At 58.5% G+C, this 16,255-nt stretch carries 16 protein-coding genes, 1 pseudogene and 1 riboswitch; of the genes and pseudogenes, 3 read left to right on the plus strand and 14 right to left on the minus strand.

Annotated elements, in window-relative coordinates:
* Nucleotides 1-9: 9 nt before the first annotated feature.
* The 14 genes and pseudogenes from HB631_RS02345 to pduA (HB631_RS02420) all read right to left on the minus strand — a co-directional run bounded on the left by HB631_RS02345 (nt 10) and on the right by pduA (HB631_RS02420) (nt 11,494).
* Nucleotides 10-1,398, minus strand: coding sequence for an aldehyde dehydrogenase family protein (locus HB631_RS02345; RefSeq protein WP_213989540.1), 1,389 nt, complete (start codon nt 1,396-1,398; stop codon nt 10-12).
* Nucleotides 1,398-2,567, minus strand: a complete 1,170-nt coding sequence (locus HB631_RS27260; RefSeq protein WP_345945681.1) for a cob(I)yrinic acid a,c-diamide adenosyltransferase — start codon at nt 2,565-2,567, stop codon at nt 1,398-1,400. The genes HB631_RS02345 and HB631_RS27260 overlap by 1 nt, the downstream gene beginning before the upstream one ends.
* A 19-nt stretch (nt 2,568-2,586) precedes the next feature.
* The gene (locus tag HB631_RS02360) at nt 2,587-2,859 is read right to left on the minus strand and encodes a EutN/CcmL family microcompartment protein (protein WP_213989541.1); all 273 of its coding nucleotides are present in this window, start codon (nt 2,857-2,859) and stop codon (nt 2,587-2,589) included.
* Between the two features lie 3 nt (nt 2,860-2,862).
* Nucleotides 2,863-3,453 carry a PduM family microcompartment protein gene (gene pduM / locus HB631_RS02365; protein ID WP_213989542.1) on the minus strand — a complete coding sequence of 197 codons (591 nt, stop codon included), beginning with the start codon at nt 3,451-3,453 and terminating at the stop codon, nt 2,863-2,865.
* A 2-nt stretch (nt 3,454-3,455) separates the two neighbouring features.
* Nucleotides 3,456-4,085, minus strand: coding sequence for a phosphate propanoyltransferase (locus HB631_RS02370; RefSeq protein WP_213989543.1), 630 nt, complete (start codon nt 4,083-4,085; stop codon nt 3,456-3,458).
* A gap of 482 nt (nt 4,086-4,567) precedes the next feature.
* A pseudogene (locus HB631_RS02380) lies at nt 4,568-4,807 on the minus strand (BMC domain-containing protein); the annotation flags it as partial.
* 15 nt (nt 4,808-4,822) lie between these two features.
* Nucleotides 4,823-5,113, minus strand: coding sequence for a BMC domain-containing protein (gene pduA, locus HB631_RS02385; protein WP_213989544.1), 291 nt, complete (start codon nt 5,111-5,113; stop codon nt 4,823-4,825).
* Nucleotides 5,114-5,160: 47 nt separating this feature from the next.
* Nucleotides 5,161-5,517, minus strand: a complete 357-nt coding sequence (locus HB631_RS02390; protein WP_255556759.1) for a glycerol dehydratase reactivase beta/small subunit family protein — start codon at nt 5,515-5,517, stop codon at nt 5,161-5,163.
* Nucleotides 5,514-7,340: a diol dehydratase reactivase subunit alpha gene (locus tag HB631_RS02395; protein WP_213989545.1), complete on the minus strand. Its 1,827-nt coding sequence runs from the start codon at nt 7,338-7,340 to the stop codon at nt 5,514-5,516. The genes HB631_RS02390 and HB631_RS02395 overlap by 4 nt, the downstream gene beginning before the upstream one ends.
* Nucleotides 7,341-7,411: 71 nt before the next feature.
* Nucleotides 7,412-7,930 (minus strand): propanediol dehydratase small subunit PduE, encoded by a 519-nt coding sequence (gene pduE / locus HB631_RS02400; protein WP_213989546.1) that lies wholly within the window; start codon nt 7,928-7,930, stop codon nt 7,412-7,414.
* Between the two features lie 65 nt (nt 7,931-7,995).
* On the minus strand, nt 7,996-8,709 hold the full coding sequence (locus tag HB631_RS02405) for a propanediol/glycerol family dehydratase medium subunit (protein WP_213989705.1): 714 nt from the start codon (nt 8,707-8,709) through the stop codon (nt 7,996-7,998).
* 12 nt (nt 8,710-8,721) lie between these two features.
* Nucleotides 8,722-10,386 (minus strand): propanediol/glycerol family dehydratase large subunit, encoded by a 1,665-nt coding sequence (gene pduC, locus HB631_RS02410; RefSeq protein WP_213989547.1) that lies wholly within the window; start codon nt 10,384-10,386, stop codon nt 8,722-8,724.
* A gap of 17 nt (nt 10,387-10,403) precedes the next feature.
* Nucleotides 10,404-11,213, minus strand: a complete 810-nt coding sequence (gene pduB / locus HB631_RS02415; protein WP_213989548.1) for a propanediol utilization microcompartment protein PduB — start codon at nt 11,211-11,213, stop codon at nt 10,404-10,406.
* Complete coding sequence (pduA, locus tag HB631_RS02420; protein ID WP_213989549.1) at nt 11,210-11,494, minus strand: BMC domain-containing protein; 285 nt, start codon at nt 11,492-11,494, stop codon at nt 11,210-11,212. The genes pduB and pduA (HB631_RS02420) overlap by 4 nt, the downstream gene beginning before the upstream one ends.
* A gap of 599 nt (nt 11,495-12,093) precedes the next feature.
* On the opposite strand from pduA (HB631_RS02420), the gene HB631_RS02425 reads away from it, so the two are divergent.
* The 3 genes from HB631_RS02425 to HB631_RS02435 all read left to right on the plus strand — a co-directional run bounded on the left by HB631_RS02425 (nt 12,094) and on the right by HB631_RS02435 (nt 16,225).
* On the plus strand, nt 12,094-12,936 hold the full coding sequence (locus HB631_RS02425) for an MIP/aquaporin family protein (protein ID WP_213989550.1): 843 nt from the start codon (nt 12,094-12,096) through the stop codon (nt 12,934-12,936).
* A gap of 309 nt (nt 12,937-13,245) precedes the next feature.
* Nucleotides 13,246-14,172, plus strand: coding sequence for a PocR ligand-binding domain-containing protein (locus HB631_RS02430; RefSeq protein WP_213989551.1), 927 nt, complete (start codon nt 13,246-13,248; stop codon nt 14,170-14,172).
* 376 nt (nt 14,173-14,548) lie between these two features.
* A riboswitch (cobalamin riboswitch) is annotated at nt 14,549-14,732 on the plus strand.
* Between the two features lie 128 nt (nt 14,733-14,860).
* Complete coding sequence (locus HB631_RS02435; protein ID WP_213989706.1) at nt 14,861-16,225, plus strand: cobyrinate a,c-diamide synthase; 1,365 nt, start codon at nt 14,861-14,863, stop codon at nt 16,223-16,225.
* The last annotated feature ends 30 nt before the right edge of the window (nt 16,226-16,255 follow it).

Raw genomic sequence — 16,255 nt, forward strand, 5'->3', positions numbered from 1 at the left:
CCCTTATGCTCAACGGATTGAAAACGCGTTGGTCAGGACACAGCGGCGATGGCGGGCGAAATTACGCGCCGAAGTGGTGCCTTCGCCGGTGGGCGTGGCAATGGTAAAGGTGGTGAAACCTTCGGCGCCGACGCCGATACCGGCATAGGAAGGACCGTTTTTGACAAATATCGAGGTTTGCAGCAGCCGTGCCGCCTTATTCAGGCGCGAGACATTTTGCGAATGCATGGTGGCGGTATGGTGCAGGCCGCCTTCCACCTTAAGCGCCAACTGCAGCCCGGTGTCGAAATCCCTCACCCGCACCACCGGCAGGATCGGCATAAGCTGTTCCACCATCACCAGCGGGTCGTCGGCGGAGACTTCCACCAGCAGCAGGCGCGGCGCTTTGTCGGGTACCGGCAGCCCGGCCGCTTTCAGCAATGCGGCGGGGCTTTTCCCCACGACCGCTTTATTGGCGTGGCCGTCGATGATGGCCAGCCGGCGCAGCTTATCGATGTTTTCGCCGTCGGTTATCAGCAAGGCGCCGCATGTTTGCATCTCCGCCAGCAGCGCATCCGCCACGCTCTCCACCACAATCAGGCTTTTTTCGGCGGTGCAGGGCAGGTTGTAATCAAACGACGCGCCGCTGACGATGTCCTGGGCGGCTTTATCAATCACCGCGGTTTCATCTACCAGGCTCGGCGGATTGCCGGCACCGGCGCCGATGGTTTTTTTGCCGCTGTGCAGGGCCATGTTGACGATGCCGGGGCCACCGGTAATAGCCAGCAGGGCGATGTCAGGGTGCTTCATCATTTGCTGCGTCGATTCGAAACTTGGCTCGCGCAGGCAGGTCACCAGGTTGTGAATACCGCAGGCGGTAAAAATAATGGCTTCGATCTGTTCAATCAGCCATAACGACACGTTTTTGGCGCCGGGATGCGGGCTGAAAAAGACGGTATTACCGGCGGCCAGCATGCTGATGCAGTTATTGATGATGGTTTCGGTGGGATTGGTGCTGGGGGCCACCGAACCGATGACGCCGAACGGCGAGTACTCGAACAGCACCATGCCTTCGTCACCGGTAAAAGCGTCGGTCACCAGATCTTCCACCCCAGGGGTGTTTTCCAGCGCGGCTCGGTTTTTCAGGAATTTATCCTCCACCTTGCCCATGCCGGTTTCCTCGGCGCCGCGTTCCGCCAGCACTTGCAAATGGGGCGCCAGTTCGCGGCGCAGGGCGGCGATAACCCCGCTGCGGGTTTTCAGCGGACATTGCTGGTAGGTGAGAAAAGCGGTATGGGCGGCGCCCACCGCCTGATCCACATCATCGAACAGCGCCGAGGTGGTATTATCCCGCCGGGCGGGCTCGAGCTTTTCGCTCAGGATGGTCCGGATCAGCGTTTCCAGTTCATTGCTATTCATTACTCATTCCCCACATGACATTGCGTGATGGCCCGTTGGGCGATTTGCCGGTCCTGGTCGACGGTTCCGCCGCTGATGCCCAGCCCGCCTACCAGTCGGCCGGCGCGATAGAGCGGATATCCGCCGCCGAAGGTGACAATCTTGCCGCCCATCGAGGCTTCCAGTTGATAAAGTGCGGCCCCCGGCTGTACCGCCGGACCGAGATTGTGCGTGGCGGTTTTCAGCGCCACCGCGCTAAAGGCCTTTTTCGGCGCGAGTTCGAGGGAGACCAGCAGCGCATCGGGCATACGGTAAGTCATGACCGGGTTGCCGTGGGGATCCACGATGGACATGACCACCGGTACCGCCAACTCCCGCGCCGCGTCCAGGGCCGCCCGCATCAGACCGTGCACCAGGGCGAAATCCGGACCGTCCGATGTGCTCAGCGGAACAGTCGGCGGAAGAGGGCTGCTTTTCTCCTTGAGAGAACGGTTTTTCATATCGGGTTCCGACCTGTCGAGAGGCCGGGAATTCTGCCCATCGATAACGTCGCTTTGTTGACCGGGTCCCGGTTTAACGTGACGCTGCAAATTCCTCTCGTCGGCGGCGTTTTTTTCACCGCCGGCCGCTGCCAGATAGCGGCGCATCACCTCGCCGATGACGGCCTCGTTTTTCCCCCGCTGGTCTTCGCCGCGCGCCAGGGCATAGAGGCAATCCGACAGCCGGTTCAGGTAGCGCAGCACCTCAGGTCTAACCGTCACCTCATCCGCCAATTGCACCACCAGCCGCTCCGCCCGTCGCGCCACGGTGCGGGCCAGATGCAGCTGACTGCCCGCCGGCGTATCGCCGGGCAAGACAAAACCGGTCACCGGCGGCAGCGCCGCCATGCAGCGATCGATGCCTTGTTCCAACCGGGCGATCTGCTCGGCGCCGATGCGCCGCACCCGGGCGTCCCGTTGCGCCGGTTGCGCGTCCGCCAGCTCGGCCCCCAGCCAGAACAACTGATGTTGGATCTCCAGCACCAACTGCCGGTTGAGCGGATCCTCCACCTGCCGGGCGGCCACGCTCAGGCAGGCGTTTAGCTCGTCCACCGTGCCGTAGGCCTCTACCCGCGGATGATATTTTTTCAGACGCTGCCCGCCGATAAGCGACGTGGTGCCGTTATCGCCGGTTTTGGTATAAATGCTCATGCCAGCTCCTTATAAATCGTTAAGGAACAAAACTGTCTATAATGCCGACAATAGCCAGATCGATGGCCTGGTTAGGTTCGGCGAAAACCCACCGCGCCGAGGCGCCGCGCGCCACCAGCACGATTTCACCCTCGCCGGCGCCGACGGAATCCACCGCCACTTCCTGTTGGAAAATGCCGGCGGGGCTGGAACCGTCGGCGTTGACCGGTTCGATCACCATCAATTTTTTGCCCAGCAGCGAAGGTGATTTCTGGGTCGAGACCACCGAGCCGATAACGCGCGCCAATTGCATGTTTTAGTCCTGCCTGTAAAGTTGAAGACCACGTTTGGCAACCTCATCCCTGGCCAGCGCGGTAAGCAGTACGGTGCGGGCCAGTACCAGGTAACCCGGCGACAAAGTGACGATATCGCCATAACCGGCCACCCGGCGGGCCAGTAAATGAACCGCCAGACCGTTGCCGGTGCAAAAACGCAGCGGCAAACGCGCCAATCCGCTCACCGGCAGCCGGCCGAAATCGGCGGGATCGAGCTCCAGGGTCACGGTCATGCCGTAGCGCCAGGCTTGCCGCAGGGCGTCCATGGCTGCGTCCTCTTCCACACCGGCGGTCAGCCGGTGCAAAAAAAACGGCGTGGTATGAGTGACGCGCAGACGGGCATGGCGCAAAGGGACGCCATGTGACCACTCCCTCGCCAGCGACGACAGGCTGAGCACCAATTCGGCGTGCCGGCGCTGCTGCAGGCGGGTTATCACCCGCGCTACGCACTCCGCTATCCATTGCTCCTGCGTCGGCCCGGCGGCCATGCCCGGCGTAGCGCAATGCTCCCGCGTCGGTTCGGCGGCCATGCTCAGCGTTGCACAGTGCTCCCGCGTAGGTCCGGCGGCCATGTTCAGCGCTCCACCAGCACCGCCGATGCGCTTTCGTCACCGGCGTCCGCCGCATTCGCCTCGTCGGTGTCGATATGCATTTCCAGCCGCATATGCTCGCCCACCCGGATCACCACATCGTCAAATATCAGTCGTCGGCCGGTTCCCCGCAGCGCCACCCGCACCTGATCCCCTTGTTTGACGCCGAACAGCAGTGCGTCCAGGGGCGACATATGGATATGCCGTTGCGCCACGATGACGCCATGGGGTAATTCCATTTCGCCGCTGGCGCTCACCAGCCGGATGCCGGGGGTGTTCTGTAAATTGCCGGACAGTCGCAGCGGGGCATCAACCCCCAGCAAACGAGCGTCGGTGCGGGAAATTTCCACCTGCGACCGGCCGCGCAGCGGGCCGAGGATACGCACATTTTTCAGCTGGCCTTTCGGCCCTATCAGGTTTACCACCTGTTCGGAGGCGAACTGGCCGGGCTGATACAGATCCTTTTTAAAAATCAGGGGTCGGCCCGGGAATAAATGCTCGTAATCCTCAAGGGATAAATGCAAATGCCGGTTCGATACGCCCAGCGGTATGGGCCGCCGTTGCATATCGAGCAGTACGTTTTCCACCAGGGACCTCAGTTCCAGGGTTTCCATCAGACGTTGCCTCTTTGTGCATAATGAATACATGCCCCGCGGGGCTCGCCTTTACGGCGCGTGCACGCCGGGTCGCGGCATAAATTGCAGCCGGCCGTCGCCGGCGCGGGGATTTCCGCCGGCTCGCCCAGGGATGGTGCCGGCGATGGTCCTGGCGGCGACGGTTGGACGGCCTCCGTTTCATCCGTGAGATGCGCCGCCGCCCCAGTCATCGCGTTCACCGCCGACACGAAAACCGGTTCGGTACTCTCCGCACCATGGGCGGAAAGTGCCGGTTCGGCGTCACTTCCGCCATCGGCGAGGGCGGGCGGCGCTGCTATTTCTGGACCGGATGACGCCGGTGCTCTATCGGCGGCGTCAGGTGCCGATATCAACCTGACATCCGTCTGTGCGCCGATGCCCGCCGGTTCGGTATCGCCCGTCGCCTGTTCCGGCATCGGGGCCGCGCCGTGGGGCGCTGTCCAGCTATCCAACGCGGCGGAGGGGCGGGCAATGACCCGGTCCGCCACCCAGCCGCGCTCCAGGCGGGCCAGCGCCGCGCCGTCCGCGATGGCGGCATTGACCGAGGCCACGTCGCCGGTCACGCTCACCAGCATCCAGCCGGAGCCGTTGGTTCTCTCGATACCGGTAATTTCGACGCCGGCCGCTTTGACCATGCTATCCGCCGCCTTGACCGCCAGCGCCAGGCCGGCGACTTCAAGTAAACCCAGTGAGGTTTTCATAGGGCCGCCCCGGGGTTATTCACCCAGTACCGGGGTGGATTTAGGTAAGAAACCCTCCACATCCGAATGGGGCCGCGGGATAACGTGGGTGGAAATGACATTGCCGACCCCCTCGGCCGCCGCGGCGCCCGCATCCACCGCGGCCTTGACCGCGCCGACATCCCCCCGCACCATGACCGTTACCAGGCCCGATCCGATCTTTTCATAGCCCACCAGTTGAACATTGGCCGATTTGACCATAGCATCCGCCGCCACAATGGCGCCCACCAAACCTTTGGTTTCGATTAGTCCCAACGCGTTATTCATCACTTCTCTCCTGTTTAGGGCGACGTAAAAAAGTGTGTTGCCCGGTATTATTTGAACGGTAGCCCTTTAACCAGCCGCGCCGCGTTGCAGCCCAGCCGACGTATCTCTTCCGCCGTCCGGCTTGGATAATGCGTCAGCACAAACAGCGGCCGGGAAACGGGCAAATGGGGGTCATGCACCACGATGTCTTCCATGCCCACCGCAATACCCACCGCCAGCGGCGAAACCGAGGAGGCCAGATGGGCCCGATCCGCCAGCGGCATATCCTGGTGGTCCCTGTCGTTAATGACAAACGGAATACCCTCTTCCTCCATGCCCAGCAGCAGTTGCCGCCAGGTCTGCGTTTTTGCCGGCCTGTCGGCAAGCACCAATATGGCCGGATGGGTCATCTCGGTCAGGTTCATACCGCGCCTTCCCGGGTCCAGGACAGCACCAGACCGGTGGCGACGGCGTTACGCGGTCCTTCTGTGCCGCGGACATTGCCGCGGCCCGCCACCAGGGCGTAACGGGCCAGGGCGTCGGTAATCAACTGCGGAATTTCAAAATCCAGCGAGGAGCCTCCCACCAGCACCACAAAGGGAATATCACGGATATTGCCGGTAGGGCTGACCTGGGCCAGCGCCCGCAGGGCATTGGTGACGAAAACCCGCTCCTTGGCGGCGCGCCGCACCACCCGAACCTTTTCCAGCGCCATATCGCCGGGCAAGGGCACCAAACCGTCCTCCTTAACCACCACCACACGGGCGAAGACCGCCGGGGGCAGGGGTTTATCGAAGAACTGCACGCTGCCGTCCTCGTGACGGATATGGAACAGGCTCTCTACCTTGGCCAGGGGGTATTTTTTGATATCCTCCGCCAGTTGGCGCTGATCCAGTCCCAGCTCCGAATCGATAAGCAGCGTCACCATGTCTCCGGCTCCCGCCAGATGGGTGGCGACGATACGGCGGTTGCCGTCGATAATCGACGCATCGGTGGAGCCGGCGCCTAAATCAAGGATCGCCAGGGGAGGCTGGGTGCCCGGAGTGGTCAGCGCGCCGAGGATGGCCGCTTCCGCTTCCGCGCCGCCGATGGTGACGCGCACGCCGGTCTGCTGCTGCAGCGCATCGGCGATTTCGGCCATTTGCAGGCGATCCGATTTCACCATCGCGGCAATGCCCACCGCCTGTTCCATGAAAAACTCCCCCGCCAGTCCGCCCTTGACGTTCACCGGCACAAAGGTGTCCACCGCCAGCAGGTCCTGGATAGCCACCGCCGACGGGTCTTTATTGGTCAGCCCCGCCATGGTTTGACGTACCTGCTCCAGCATGCCGCCGATATGGGTGCCGGATTCACCGCTGGCGTTGTCAAGCCTGCCGAGGGCGGACACCGCGTTCATGATTTTTTCCGCCCCCTGGTGAACGTCGATACGGGTCATGCGGTTGCCGGCATACAGCTCCAGGTGCCCGGCGGGGATGGTGCGCGCCTTGACATCGCCCTTGGGGGTTTTCACCACCACCGCCGATCGGGTGCCGATCAACGAGCGTGCCACCGGCACGATGGCGCGGGTTTCGTCGGCAGTGAGATTAAAGACAGTAGCGATGCCGTAGGGGTTGGAGAGTTGGGTAATCACCTTGCCCTGGGCCGCCACTTCCACCGCCGCCGGCATGCCCAGCGGGATCCTGTCGATATACTGCACTTCGTCCACGATGGGCAGGGGCTTGTCCAGCCGATTGCTCACCAGTACGCCGTCGTCCCGTTGCAGTATCGCCGCGGTAATCCGGAAGCCGGCCTTGACCGCCGCGTTGATCATGGCGGCGATATCGGCGAAATCCAGCTCGGACGGGGCGATAACGATATAGGGCTGGTCCGGGGTCCGTGACAGCAACTCGCCGAAGCCGATGGTGATGCCGGCGCCGAGTCCGAGCCCGCCGGGCGTCTTCGGGTTATGGCCGATCATGGTGGATTCGGTTATCACGGTTTCGGTGATGGTTTCCATCGCCACATCGCCGATAACCGGCGTCGCCTCGTTCAGCCTGATGATGCTCACATCCCCCAGGGCGATGCCGGCCTGGTCCGCCACGCTGTTCAGGGCTTGCATAATGCCCGACAGGTTGCGTTTGGTGCCTTTGATCCCGGTGGTCTGGGTCAGCGAACTGGCGATAAAGCGCGGCTCGCCTCCTGGGGTGACTTCAGCCAGCGCCGCCTCGGTGGACGAGTTACCGATATCCACGCCTACGATATAAACCATGAGTCGCTCCGTCCGCCCGTCATCCTGTATTTAAAGTCTATAGTTAATAATCTAACGTTAATAATCTATTGTTAATCGTCGCCTTTAAGCTTTTTGCGCTGGACGTAGAGCTCGGCGGCTTCACGCACGAAACCGGCGCAAATGGTGGCTTTAAATCGACTTTCCAGCTCCTCGGCGATAGCCAGCAGCTCTTCCTTGCTGGAACGAAACGGACGCAGCGCGTTGTAGATTTCCAGCACGCGCTCATCCGGCACCGCGGTGAGTTCAGCGGCGCGTTCAAAGTTCATCGCCAGTAAACCGCGACCGGCGGCGCGGGCGATATCCGCCTGGATACGGAGTATTTCCGGCGTGATGCGCACGTCCTGGGCCGTGACCTTCCCGCTCAGCACCCCTTCCAGGGTCAAATCGTCCAGGGTCTTGCCGCTGGCGGTTTTCACCCACTCCGGATGTTTATTCGCCAGCGGATAGTCCGCCACGCCGGCGCGGACGCGGCCCGCCGCCGCCGGGGCGGCCGCCTTGGGCGCCGCGTCCTGATTGTTCATGTGCGCCAGTACGTCACGCACCATGGTTTCAATTGCTTCAGCATTCATTGTCGCTACCTTAATTCGCTCCCGCCTGGAGCGGTTCCCGTTGAGACAGGTTGACATCGCCGCGCTCAAAGCGCGACGCGCAGTTCCTGCGGCTGTTTACCGGTGACCACATATTTCGTTTCCTTGATATGCAGCACCGCCGACTTGGCCTGATATTTTGGCCGGGCCATCTGATCGTTGAGGGTCGGCACCGGATCCGGCGATTCGCCTTTGGCATAACGGGCGGCGTTTTTGCCGATCAGCCGATAGGTTTCCAGGGTCAGCAGCGGCGCCTGGGGAAACAGCTCCAGGTTCGACAGCGGCGGCAGGCCGCGCTGGTGAATCACCGTGGTGCCTTTGGACTGAATGCCCACCGAGATGCCCGAGCCGCTGAGCCGGTTGCCCTCCACCGCCACAAAGGCCACGTCAGAGGATTTAAAGCAGCGGATGACCCGGGCGCGGATGCCTTCCTCCTCTATGCCCGCTATCAGCTCCCGCAGGATCTGTTGGTGCGGGACGCCGGTGATATTGGTGGTTTGCGACAGGCCGAACGCCGGTCCGACGGCGATGACCACTTCATCCTTGTGGGTACCGGGTTTGGCGTCGCCGGTCACGGTTAAAAAGTCGCTGGACTGTGTGTTGCCGGCAATCCCGTTTCCTGCGGCGCCGGTAGATATGCCGGTAACGGGGCCTTTCCCGGCGGCGGGCGAGGGCGCAAAGGAGATCGGGTTATCCCCGGTCTGCATCTGGCTCAATACGTCGCCGATGATCTGCCGTAACAGCGTTTCATTAATTTCCATCATGGCCGCCTTTTAGCCCAATTCGTTGGGATCGAGCGCATTTGGGATGTTTTTAATCTCTTCCCAACGCGCGCCTTGCAAGCGGTATCCGGTGGCCGGACCCGCATAGTCGTTAATATCGTTCACCGCCGACAGGACCTGACCTTTGCCGATGATGATGGCCGACGTGTGCAGATAGTCGCCGGCGATCTTGGCCTTTTGCATATCCAGCACGCTTTGCGCCACATCGGGGAAGCCGTTTTCCGCCAGGGCTTTCACCACTTCCAGGCTGGTGCGATTCTTTTCGATGATTTCCTGGGCGAACTTGATGTCCTCGACTTTATTGCGCGCAGGCATGTCCTTGGAGCCGTGGGCATAGGTGGCGGCGGTGACCTCGTCATCGGTAATGGGCGGCAGGCCCATGCCGGCAAACACCGCCTGCAGCGCGCGCGCCGCTTTATTGCGGATGGCCACCGTCTCGTCTTCCCGCACCGGCCGCAGGCCGCCGTCCACCTTTAAATCCCGCTGGAGGATGTTGTAATCGTCGAAATCTTCCGCGTCTTCATTGGATCCGGCGAACATATTGTCGTAGTTCGGCACCGCGGAATAACCGGAGGAAATAAAGTCGGTTCCCGGCAGGAACTGCATCAGCAGACGGGCGGTACGACGCATATCGGAGTGGGTAAAGGTCTGGTCGTTACTGGACGCGCATTCCAAATCAAGAGAGGAGCAAATAAGGTTTTCCGCCAACACCGCCCGGATGCCGGAAGGCACCGCGGACGGAATGCCTATACAGCTTACCGAACCGTTTTGCAGCCCCTGCACGCCGGCGGCGCGGGTGATAAAAACACAACGCGCCTCCAGATACAGCATGGATTTGCCTTCGGCGTAGCCCATCTGCACTTCCGAGCCGGAGCCGGAGGTAAAGCGCATTTTCAGACCGCGCGAGGCGTAAGAAGAGGCCAGAAAGCCTTTTGACCAGGGCGTATCGTCGCCATCGGTGAACACCGGTTCGGTCCCGTAGACGGAAATGGTCTCCGCATAACAGGTATGGCCCAGCATACCCAGCTTCAGTTCGGTGGCTTCCTCCAGCGAGCATTGCGTCAAGACGCCGGGACGGCCCACCTGTGAACCCACCAGCAGAGCAATAGCGTTAAACGGCGCGTAGCGCGCCACCGCCACGGTGGTTTCCTGTTCATCGAAACCGCGGAACGCGCCTTCAGCGGCATCGGCGGCGATTTGTACCGGGTTATCCTGGATATTGGTGACGTGCGCCTGCTGGGACGGGGTGCGGCGTGCGCGCATTTTCTGCATCGACATCATCATTTCCACCACGTTCATCTGCGACATGACTTCGACGATTTTTGCCGGCGTCATGGCGGTGGTGAGCGGAATGATATCCGCGCGCGATATATTCGGGTCGCACAGCATCTTGGCCAGTTTTACCGAGTCCATCGCCATGACTTCTTCGGCGCGGGGCAGGTTGATGCCGTAATTGGCGATAAAATGGTCAATCAGGTCAAACTGGGCGCGCGGCTTGCCGTCCAGCTCGGTGACCTTGCCGTCCGCTATCTTGATGGACGGTTTGGGATCGTTGGGGCTTTCCATGGCTATAAAGCCTTCTTCCACCCACTCTTTGACGAATCCGTCCTGGTTAACCGGCCGTTTCGCCAATGCTTCAAATCGCTTGGATTTCATGCCATCCCCCTAAGGAATCATATATATGACGGACGATCGTTATGCGGCGCCGCCCCCAGCGTACCCAGCAGCGTTTTGCCGATTTCACGGGCGGAGATCACCGCCTGGCGTACCGCGCCGGAATCGCCGGACACCACCAGAATCACTTCGTTGCTGAAACTGGTGCCTTTGGCGGGGGAACTGTAGGCCACCACATCCACATTGGCGGATTTCACCGCGGTATCGGCCATCACCACGCCGATGGCTGCGGGTGCGCCGACTATTATCCCGCAGGCTTTGCCCAGGGGGGCGCCGAACGCTTTTTCCAGCGCATAGCTGGCGCGGGCGCTGTATTGCAGCTCGATATGGCCGGCGTCATTGGCGTAAACGTCGCCAAACGTACGATCCAGCTCTTTGAGCGCCACCTCCACCGCCCGTTTGACATCGGAGACGTCTTCGCCGCCAAAGATAATCAAGGAGCCGTGGCCGGCGCCGCCTTTGGTATCGCGCGCCAGTTCAATACTGACCACTTCGGTGTTGGTGGCCTTCACCGCTTCGTCCGCCGCCATAATGTGCGGACCGGCGCCGGTACGTGCGCCAAGAATGCCGATGGAGCGGTAACGCTTTTCCTGTTTCATCGCCGACAGCACCTCGCTGTCGACATTGGCAATCACCAGACCGATGGTGTCGCCGATGGCCGTACCCACAAATTCAGTCAGGTTACAGGTTTTTTCCGACATATCCGGACCTCTATCCAAGGGGGTGTGAGAAGGGGACGCCGTAGCGCCATCACCGATTTTTTCCATCACCTGAGCCAAAATCTCCTCAATGGCTTTATCGGTGTTCATTCGCGGATTCCTTTAGGCAGAAATTTCTCCACATCCGCATGGGGACGCGGAATAACATGGGTCGCCACCACTTCGCCGACGTTGGCCGCGGCCATGGCGCCGGCGTCGGTGGCGGCTTTCACCGCTCCCACGTCGCCGCGTACAATCACCGTGACCAAACCGGAACCGATTTTTTCGTAACCGACCAACACGACATTGGCCGACTTCACCATCGTATCGGCCGCTTCGATGGCAGCGGTGAGACCTTTAGTTTCAACCATGCCCAGGGCTTCTTGTTGCATTTTTGTTACCTCGACCAATCATTGATATGCTTTGGGTGTCCGGCTTGAAATATACCCAAACGCTGTAAAAATTAATGGCTAGCTTGCAATGTAAATAGCGGAAATGATTGGTAAGGCGATAGCAAAAATTAGTTTTTCTAATTTCGTAAAGCTAACCGTGACAGGCTATGAGCAAAGTTATATCCATAGCAAATATCCATTATTGGTGTTTCAGTTATCATTCATCCGGCTTGCAAAAGAAGAAAAATCATGCTTCAGGCCGGTGATGATAGAGTCTATAAAAAATAGAAAATAACGAAAATGTGTTATGCGGTTTAAAATGCGAAACTCAGTAAAGACGCGGCTTGTAGCCCGGTTACTGCTTAAAATTAATTGCGGCGTCCTTATTTATTGCTCACGGTCAAAATGAAATAGTGTGTTTTATTTTTGTAATAAATAAAGATAATTGCAAGCGAGATCTCATTTGAAATAGAAATGCCTTTCCAGAGGCGTTATATGATCTATAGCTTATTCTCCGCCATACCGATTAGGGGCTGTACATTATCCATAACCCGGTGTGGACAATTAACACTTCCTCTCATTTATTATAGGGAAACACCATGAATGAAACCCTTAAATCACTCAAAGGGCCATGCATTGCCGAGTTTTTAGGCACCGGACTCTTTATTTTTTTCGGCACCAGTGTCCTGAGCGCGTTGAAAGTGGCCGGTGCCGGTTTCGGATTATGGGAAATCTGCGTGGTATGGGGGCTGGGCATTGCCCTGGCGGTCTACCTGACGGCGGGTATCTCCGGCGGCCACCTTAACCCGGCGGTTACCATCGCGTTATGGCTGTTTGCCGCTTTCGACGGAAAAAAAGTGCTGCCCTACATCGTGGCCCAGGTGGCCGGCGCGTTTTGCGGCGCGGTATTGACCTACGTTATTTACCACAATATGTTCGACCTGTATGAGCAGACTCATCAAATGATCCGCGGCAGCCAAGGGAGCCTGTTTTTATCCAGTATCTTTTCCACCTACCCGGCGGCGTCCATCAGCGTGGGCCTGGCGGCGTTCGTGGAACTGGTGATTACCTCCATCTTGATGGGATTGATTATGGCCCTGACCGATGACGGCAACGGCGTGCCCAAAGGCCCGTTGGCCCCGTTGCTGATTGGTCTCCTGGTGGCGGTCATCGGCGCCGCAACCGCGCCGCTTACCGGGTTCGCCATGAACCCGGCGCGGGATTTCGGCCCTAAATTGTTCACCTTTTTTGCCGGCTGGGGCAGTATGGCGATGACCGGCGGCCGAACGGTACCCTATTTTATCGTACCCATCGTGGCGCCCATCGCAGGCGCTCTCCTCGGCGCGGCGGTTTACCGTTTTTGCATCGGCAGCCATCTTCCCTATGCCGCTTCACGTCATCCGGCGGAGTTAAAAGCATCGAAGCCGGATTCGGCAAAATGACCAGCAGCCGCCGCGGAAGCAACAAACATATTTCCTTGGATCGGCGCGGTGGCGGCGGGGTTTAGCCTTACGTGCTATCGAACCCCCTGATGTTATAATTGTGTGCCGGAGCACATTATTAAATGGGTGAAAAATGATTGAATCTAAGGTAGCTTTAAAAAATATTCACGCAGATGAACGCGCATAATTTCGTGCCTGTATGGCATTAAGCCAATTCATCATCTTCCAGCGAGCGGTAGCGAACGGATGAAATATATCTTTTTTGTTACCACATTATTAATGGCAAGTAAAGCGCGAAAGGGGGGTAATATGAATTCCGGCAGTTTCATGGATTCAGATTTGATAAATAAAATCGCGCAGGATTTTGCAAATGCCACCAATCTGGCGGTGGTGGTCGTCAATATTCACGGTGAGGAAGTCTCGGATTTATATCATTTCACCCCTTTTTGCCAATTAATGCGCCAGGATCCGGAAATGGGACGGCGCTGCCGCATGAGCGACAGATGCGGGGGACTGGAAGCGTCAAAATCCAATCAGCCCTGCATTTATCGTTGCCATGCCGGCCTGACCGATTTTTCCATTCCGCTGCTTATCAGCGGCCATTTGGTGGGATTTGTCTTGTGCGGCCAGGTTCGGGTGCATGACACTGTTACCCTGCCGTCGGTGCAGGATTGTACCAGCATAGCCTGGCAAACAGATTATCAATTCACTGAAAACTATGAAAAAATCCCGGTAGTTGATTTCGAACGGCTCATCTCATCCGCCGATTTATTAAAAATGATAGTGGATAACTACCTGAAACAGCAGCTGGAAGTGGTGGTGTTCAAGGAGCACGGCGACGCGCCGGTGGAACGCCGGGCGGTGGTTCCCAGCCTGCACGACAGCAAGATGAAAAAAGCGCTGCGCTACATCGACGGCCATTACTCCGAGGATCTTCGGCTGGAAGACGTGGCGGCGATGGTCTATCTCAGTCCCTACTATTTCAGCAAACTGTTTAAAAAATACCAGTGTATCGGTTTTAACGCCTATGTTAATCAATTACGTATGCAAAGCGCCCGGCAAATGCTTGAACAAAGCGATTGGCCCATTGCCACCATCGCCCGTAACCTTGGTTTTTCCCAGGCGAGCTACTTTTGCAAGGTATTTCGCCAAACCTACCGTATTACTCCCCAGGCTTATCGTGAACAGCGCTTGTCGCCGCCGGAAAATAAAGATACCGTTGCTGTGTTTAATTAGTTTTATCCAGTTAACCTTTATTTAGTGTCGAGAGGATTATATTCGGCCGATCCGGATCTCATTTTTATAAATTTCCGAAAGCGAATTATTGTTATTATTATAACAGGCTGAAAAGGGTGCCGGCGGTGTCTTTTCACCTGCATGGTGAATTTGCAACAGCGAAAAAGTGTTATCGCCGGCCGATAAATTTCAAATAAATCCGCCGCCGCGAACATTTTTTTTGATCCGAAAGGGGGTATATTCCCCCGTAGATACTTTACATTAGTAACTCACGGCCGATTGCACCGGTCTATACCCTAAATCATTCGAGTTGCGGGAAAGCCAACGCACTTGCAATGTGAAGTCTGACGGGTGTAAAGGCGCCGCCGGTGGTGAAAAAATATATTTGCATTCAGGTTAAACGTGCCGCAAGGCCGTTAGGGAAGGAGGTGAAAATCCTCCGCAGCCCCCGCTGCTGTGATGCCGACGACTCCGGAATAACCACTGATCGTAGCCGATTGGGAAGGTCCGGAGAAGGGTGACGCCAAGCCAGAAAACCTGCCTGATTGCCGACAGCCTTTACCGGCTCGGTAACAACTCCTTCGGCGGGAAGCGGGTTGTCCCAGCAATGCCGTCGGGACGGAGGGTCTCCCGTAGCCATTGTTTGCGACAATCTCCCGCGGCGCCGCCGGGGATTAATGGGATGAAGATGAAAGCGATACTCATCGGCGGCGCGCAGAGCGGGACGGGCAAGACATTGCTCACCTTGGGATTGCTGCGCGCCCTGGCGCAGCGAGGTTTGCGGGTGCAGCCCTTCAAATGCGGTCCGGATTATATCGATACCGGCTGGCATCAGGCGGTAAGCGGTATTCCCTCCCACAATCTCGATGCCTATATGCTTGAATCGCAAACGTTGAATGGTCTGTTCAACCGTCACATGTCCGATGCCGATATCGGTGTTATCGAAGGCGTCATGGGTCTTTACGATGGGCTGGGCAGCGACGGCGACCAATGCAGCAGCGCATCCCTGTCCAAGCAGTTACAGGTGCCGGTGATACTGGTCATCGACGGCAAGGCGGTGTCCACCTCGGCGGCCGCGGTCGTCTTGGGTTTCACGCTGTTTGACCCGGCGGTAAAGATTGCCGGCGTCATTATCAATCGCATCTCCTCGGAAAATCATTTCAACCTCATCAAAACCGCCGTTACCCGCCACTGCCATGTGCCGGTATTGGGCTATTTGCCGCTATTGCCGGACTGGAATTTACCCTCACGCCATCTAGGGCTGATTCCGGCACGGGAGTATGAGCGCGGGCAAACGCAATGGGAGCAGTTGGCGGTAAGCGTTGAACAACATATCGATTTGGATAGGTTGCTGGCATTGGCCGAGTGCCATCCCGAACCGGGTCGACTGCCCGCGCCACCGAGCCATGAGCGTTATTCGCAGTTGACGCTGGCGCTGGCGGACGATGAAGCCTTTAATTTCTACTATCCCGATAACCTGCAATTGTTGCGGGACATCGGCGTGCGTATCGTTCGCTTCAGTCCGCTGCACGATCGGGTATTACCACCCTGTCAAATGATCTATCTCGGCGGCGGTTTCCCGGAAATGTTCGCCACCCAGCTGGCGGATAATCGACCCATGCGCCAGGCGCTGCTGCGCGCCGGAGAGAACGGCGCCGCCATCTATGCCGAATGCGGCGGCCTGATGTATCTGGGCACCGCATTGATTGTTCATGACGGCACCCGCTATCCCATGGTTGGACTGCTGCGGGGTTTCAGCCGCATGACCCAGGGTCTGAAACGCTTCGGCTACTGTGAAGGCCGGTCTCTAAACGACAATCTGCTGACGGGTCGGGGTGAAACCCTGCGCGGGCACGAATTCCACCACTCCGAATACATCACCGATGAAACGCCGTTGTTTCGCATGAGCAAGACCACCGCCAATGGGGATGACCTTCAGTGGGCGGGAGGATATGGCGGCGGCAACATTCTCGCCAGCTATCTGCATGTGCACTTTTACCAGCGGCCCGCCATGGTAAAACGCTGGCTTGATCTGGGATGCGCGCAATTATGACGGTTGCCGCGGTATTGCCTGTTCAACAGG

The organism is Sodalis sp. dw_96 (genome assembly GCF_018449575.1).
Taxonomy (GTDB): Bacteria; Pseudomonadota; Gammaproteobacteria; order Enterobacterales; family Enterobacteriaceae; genus Acerihabitans.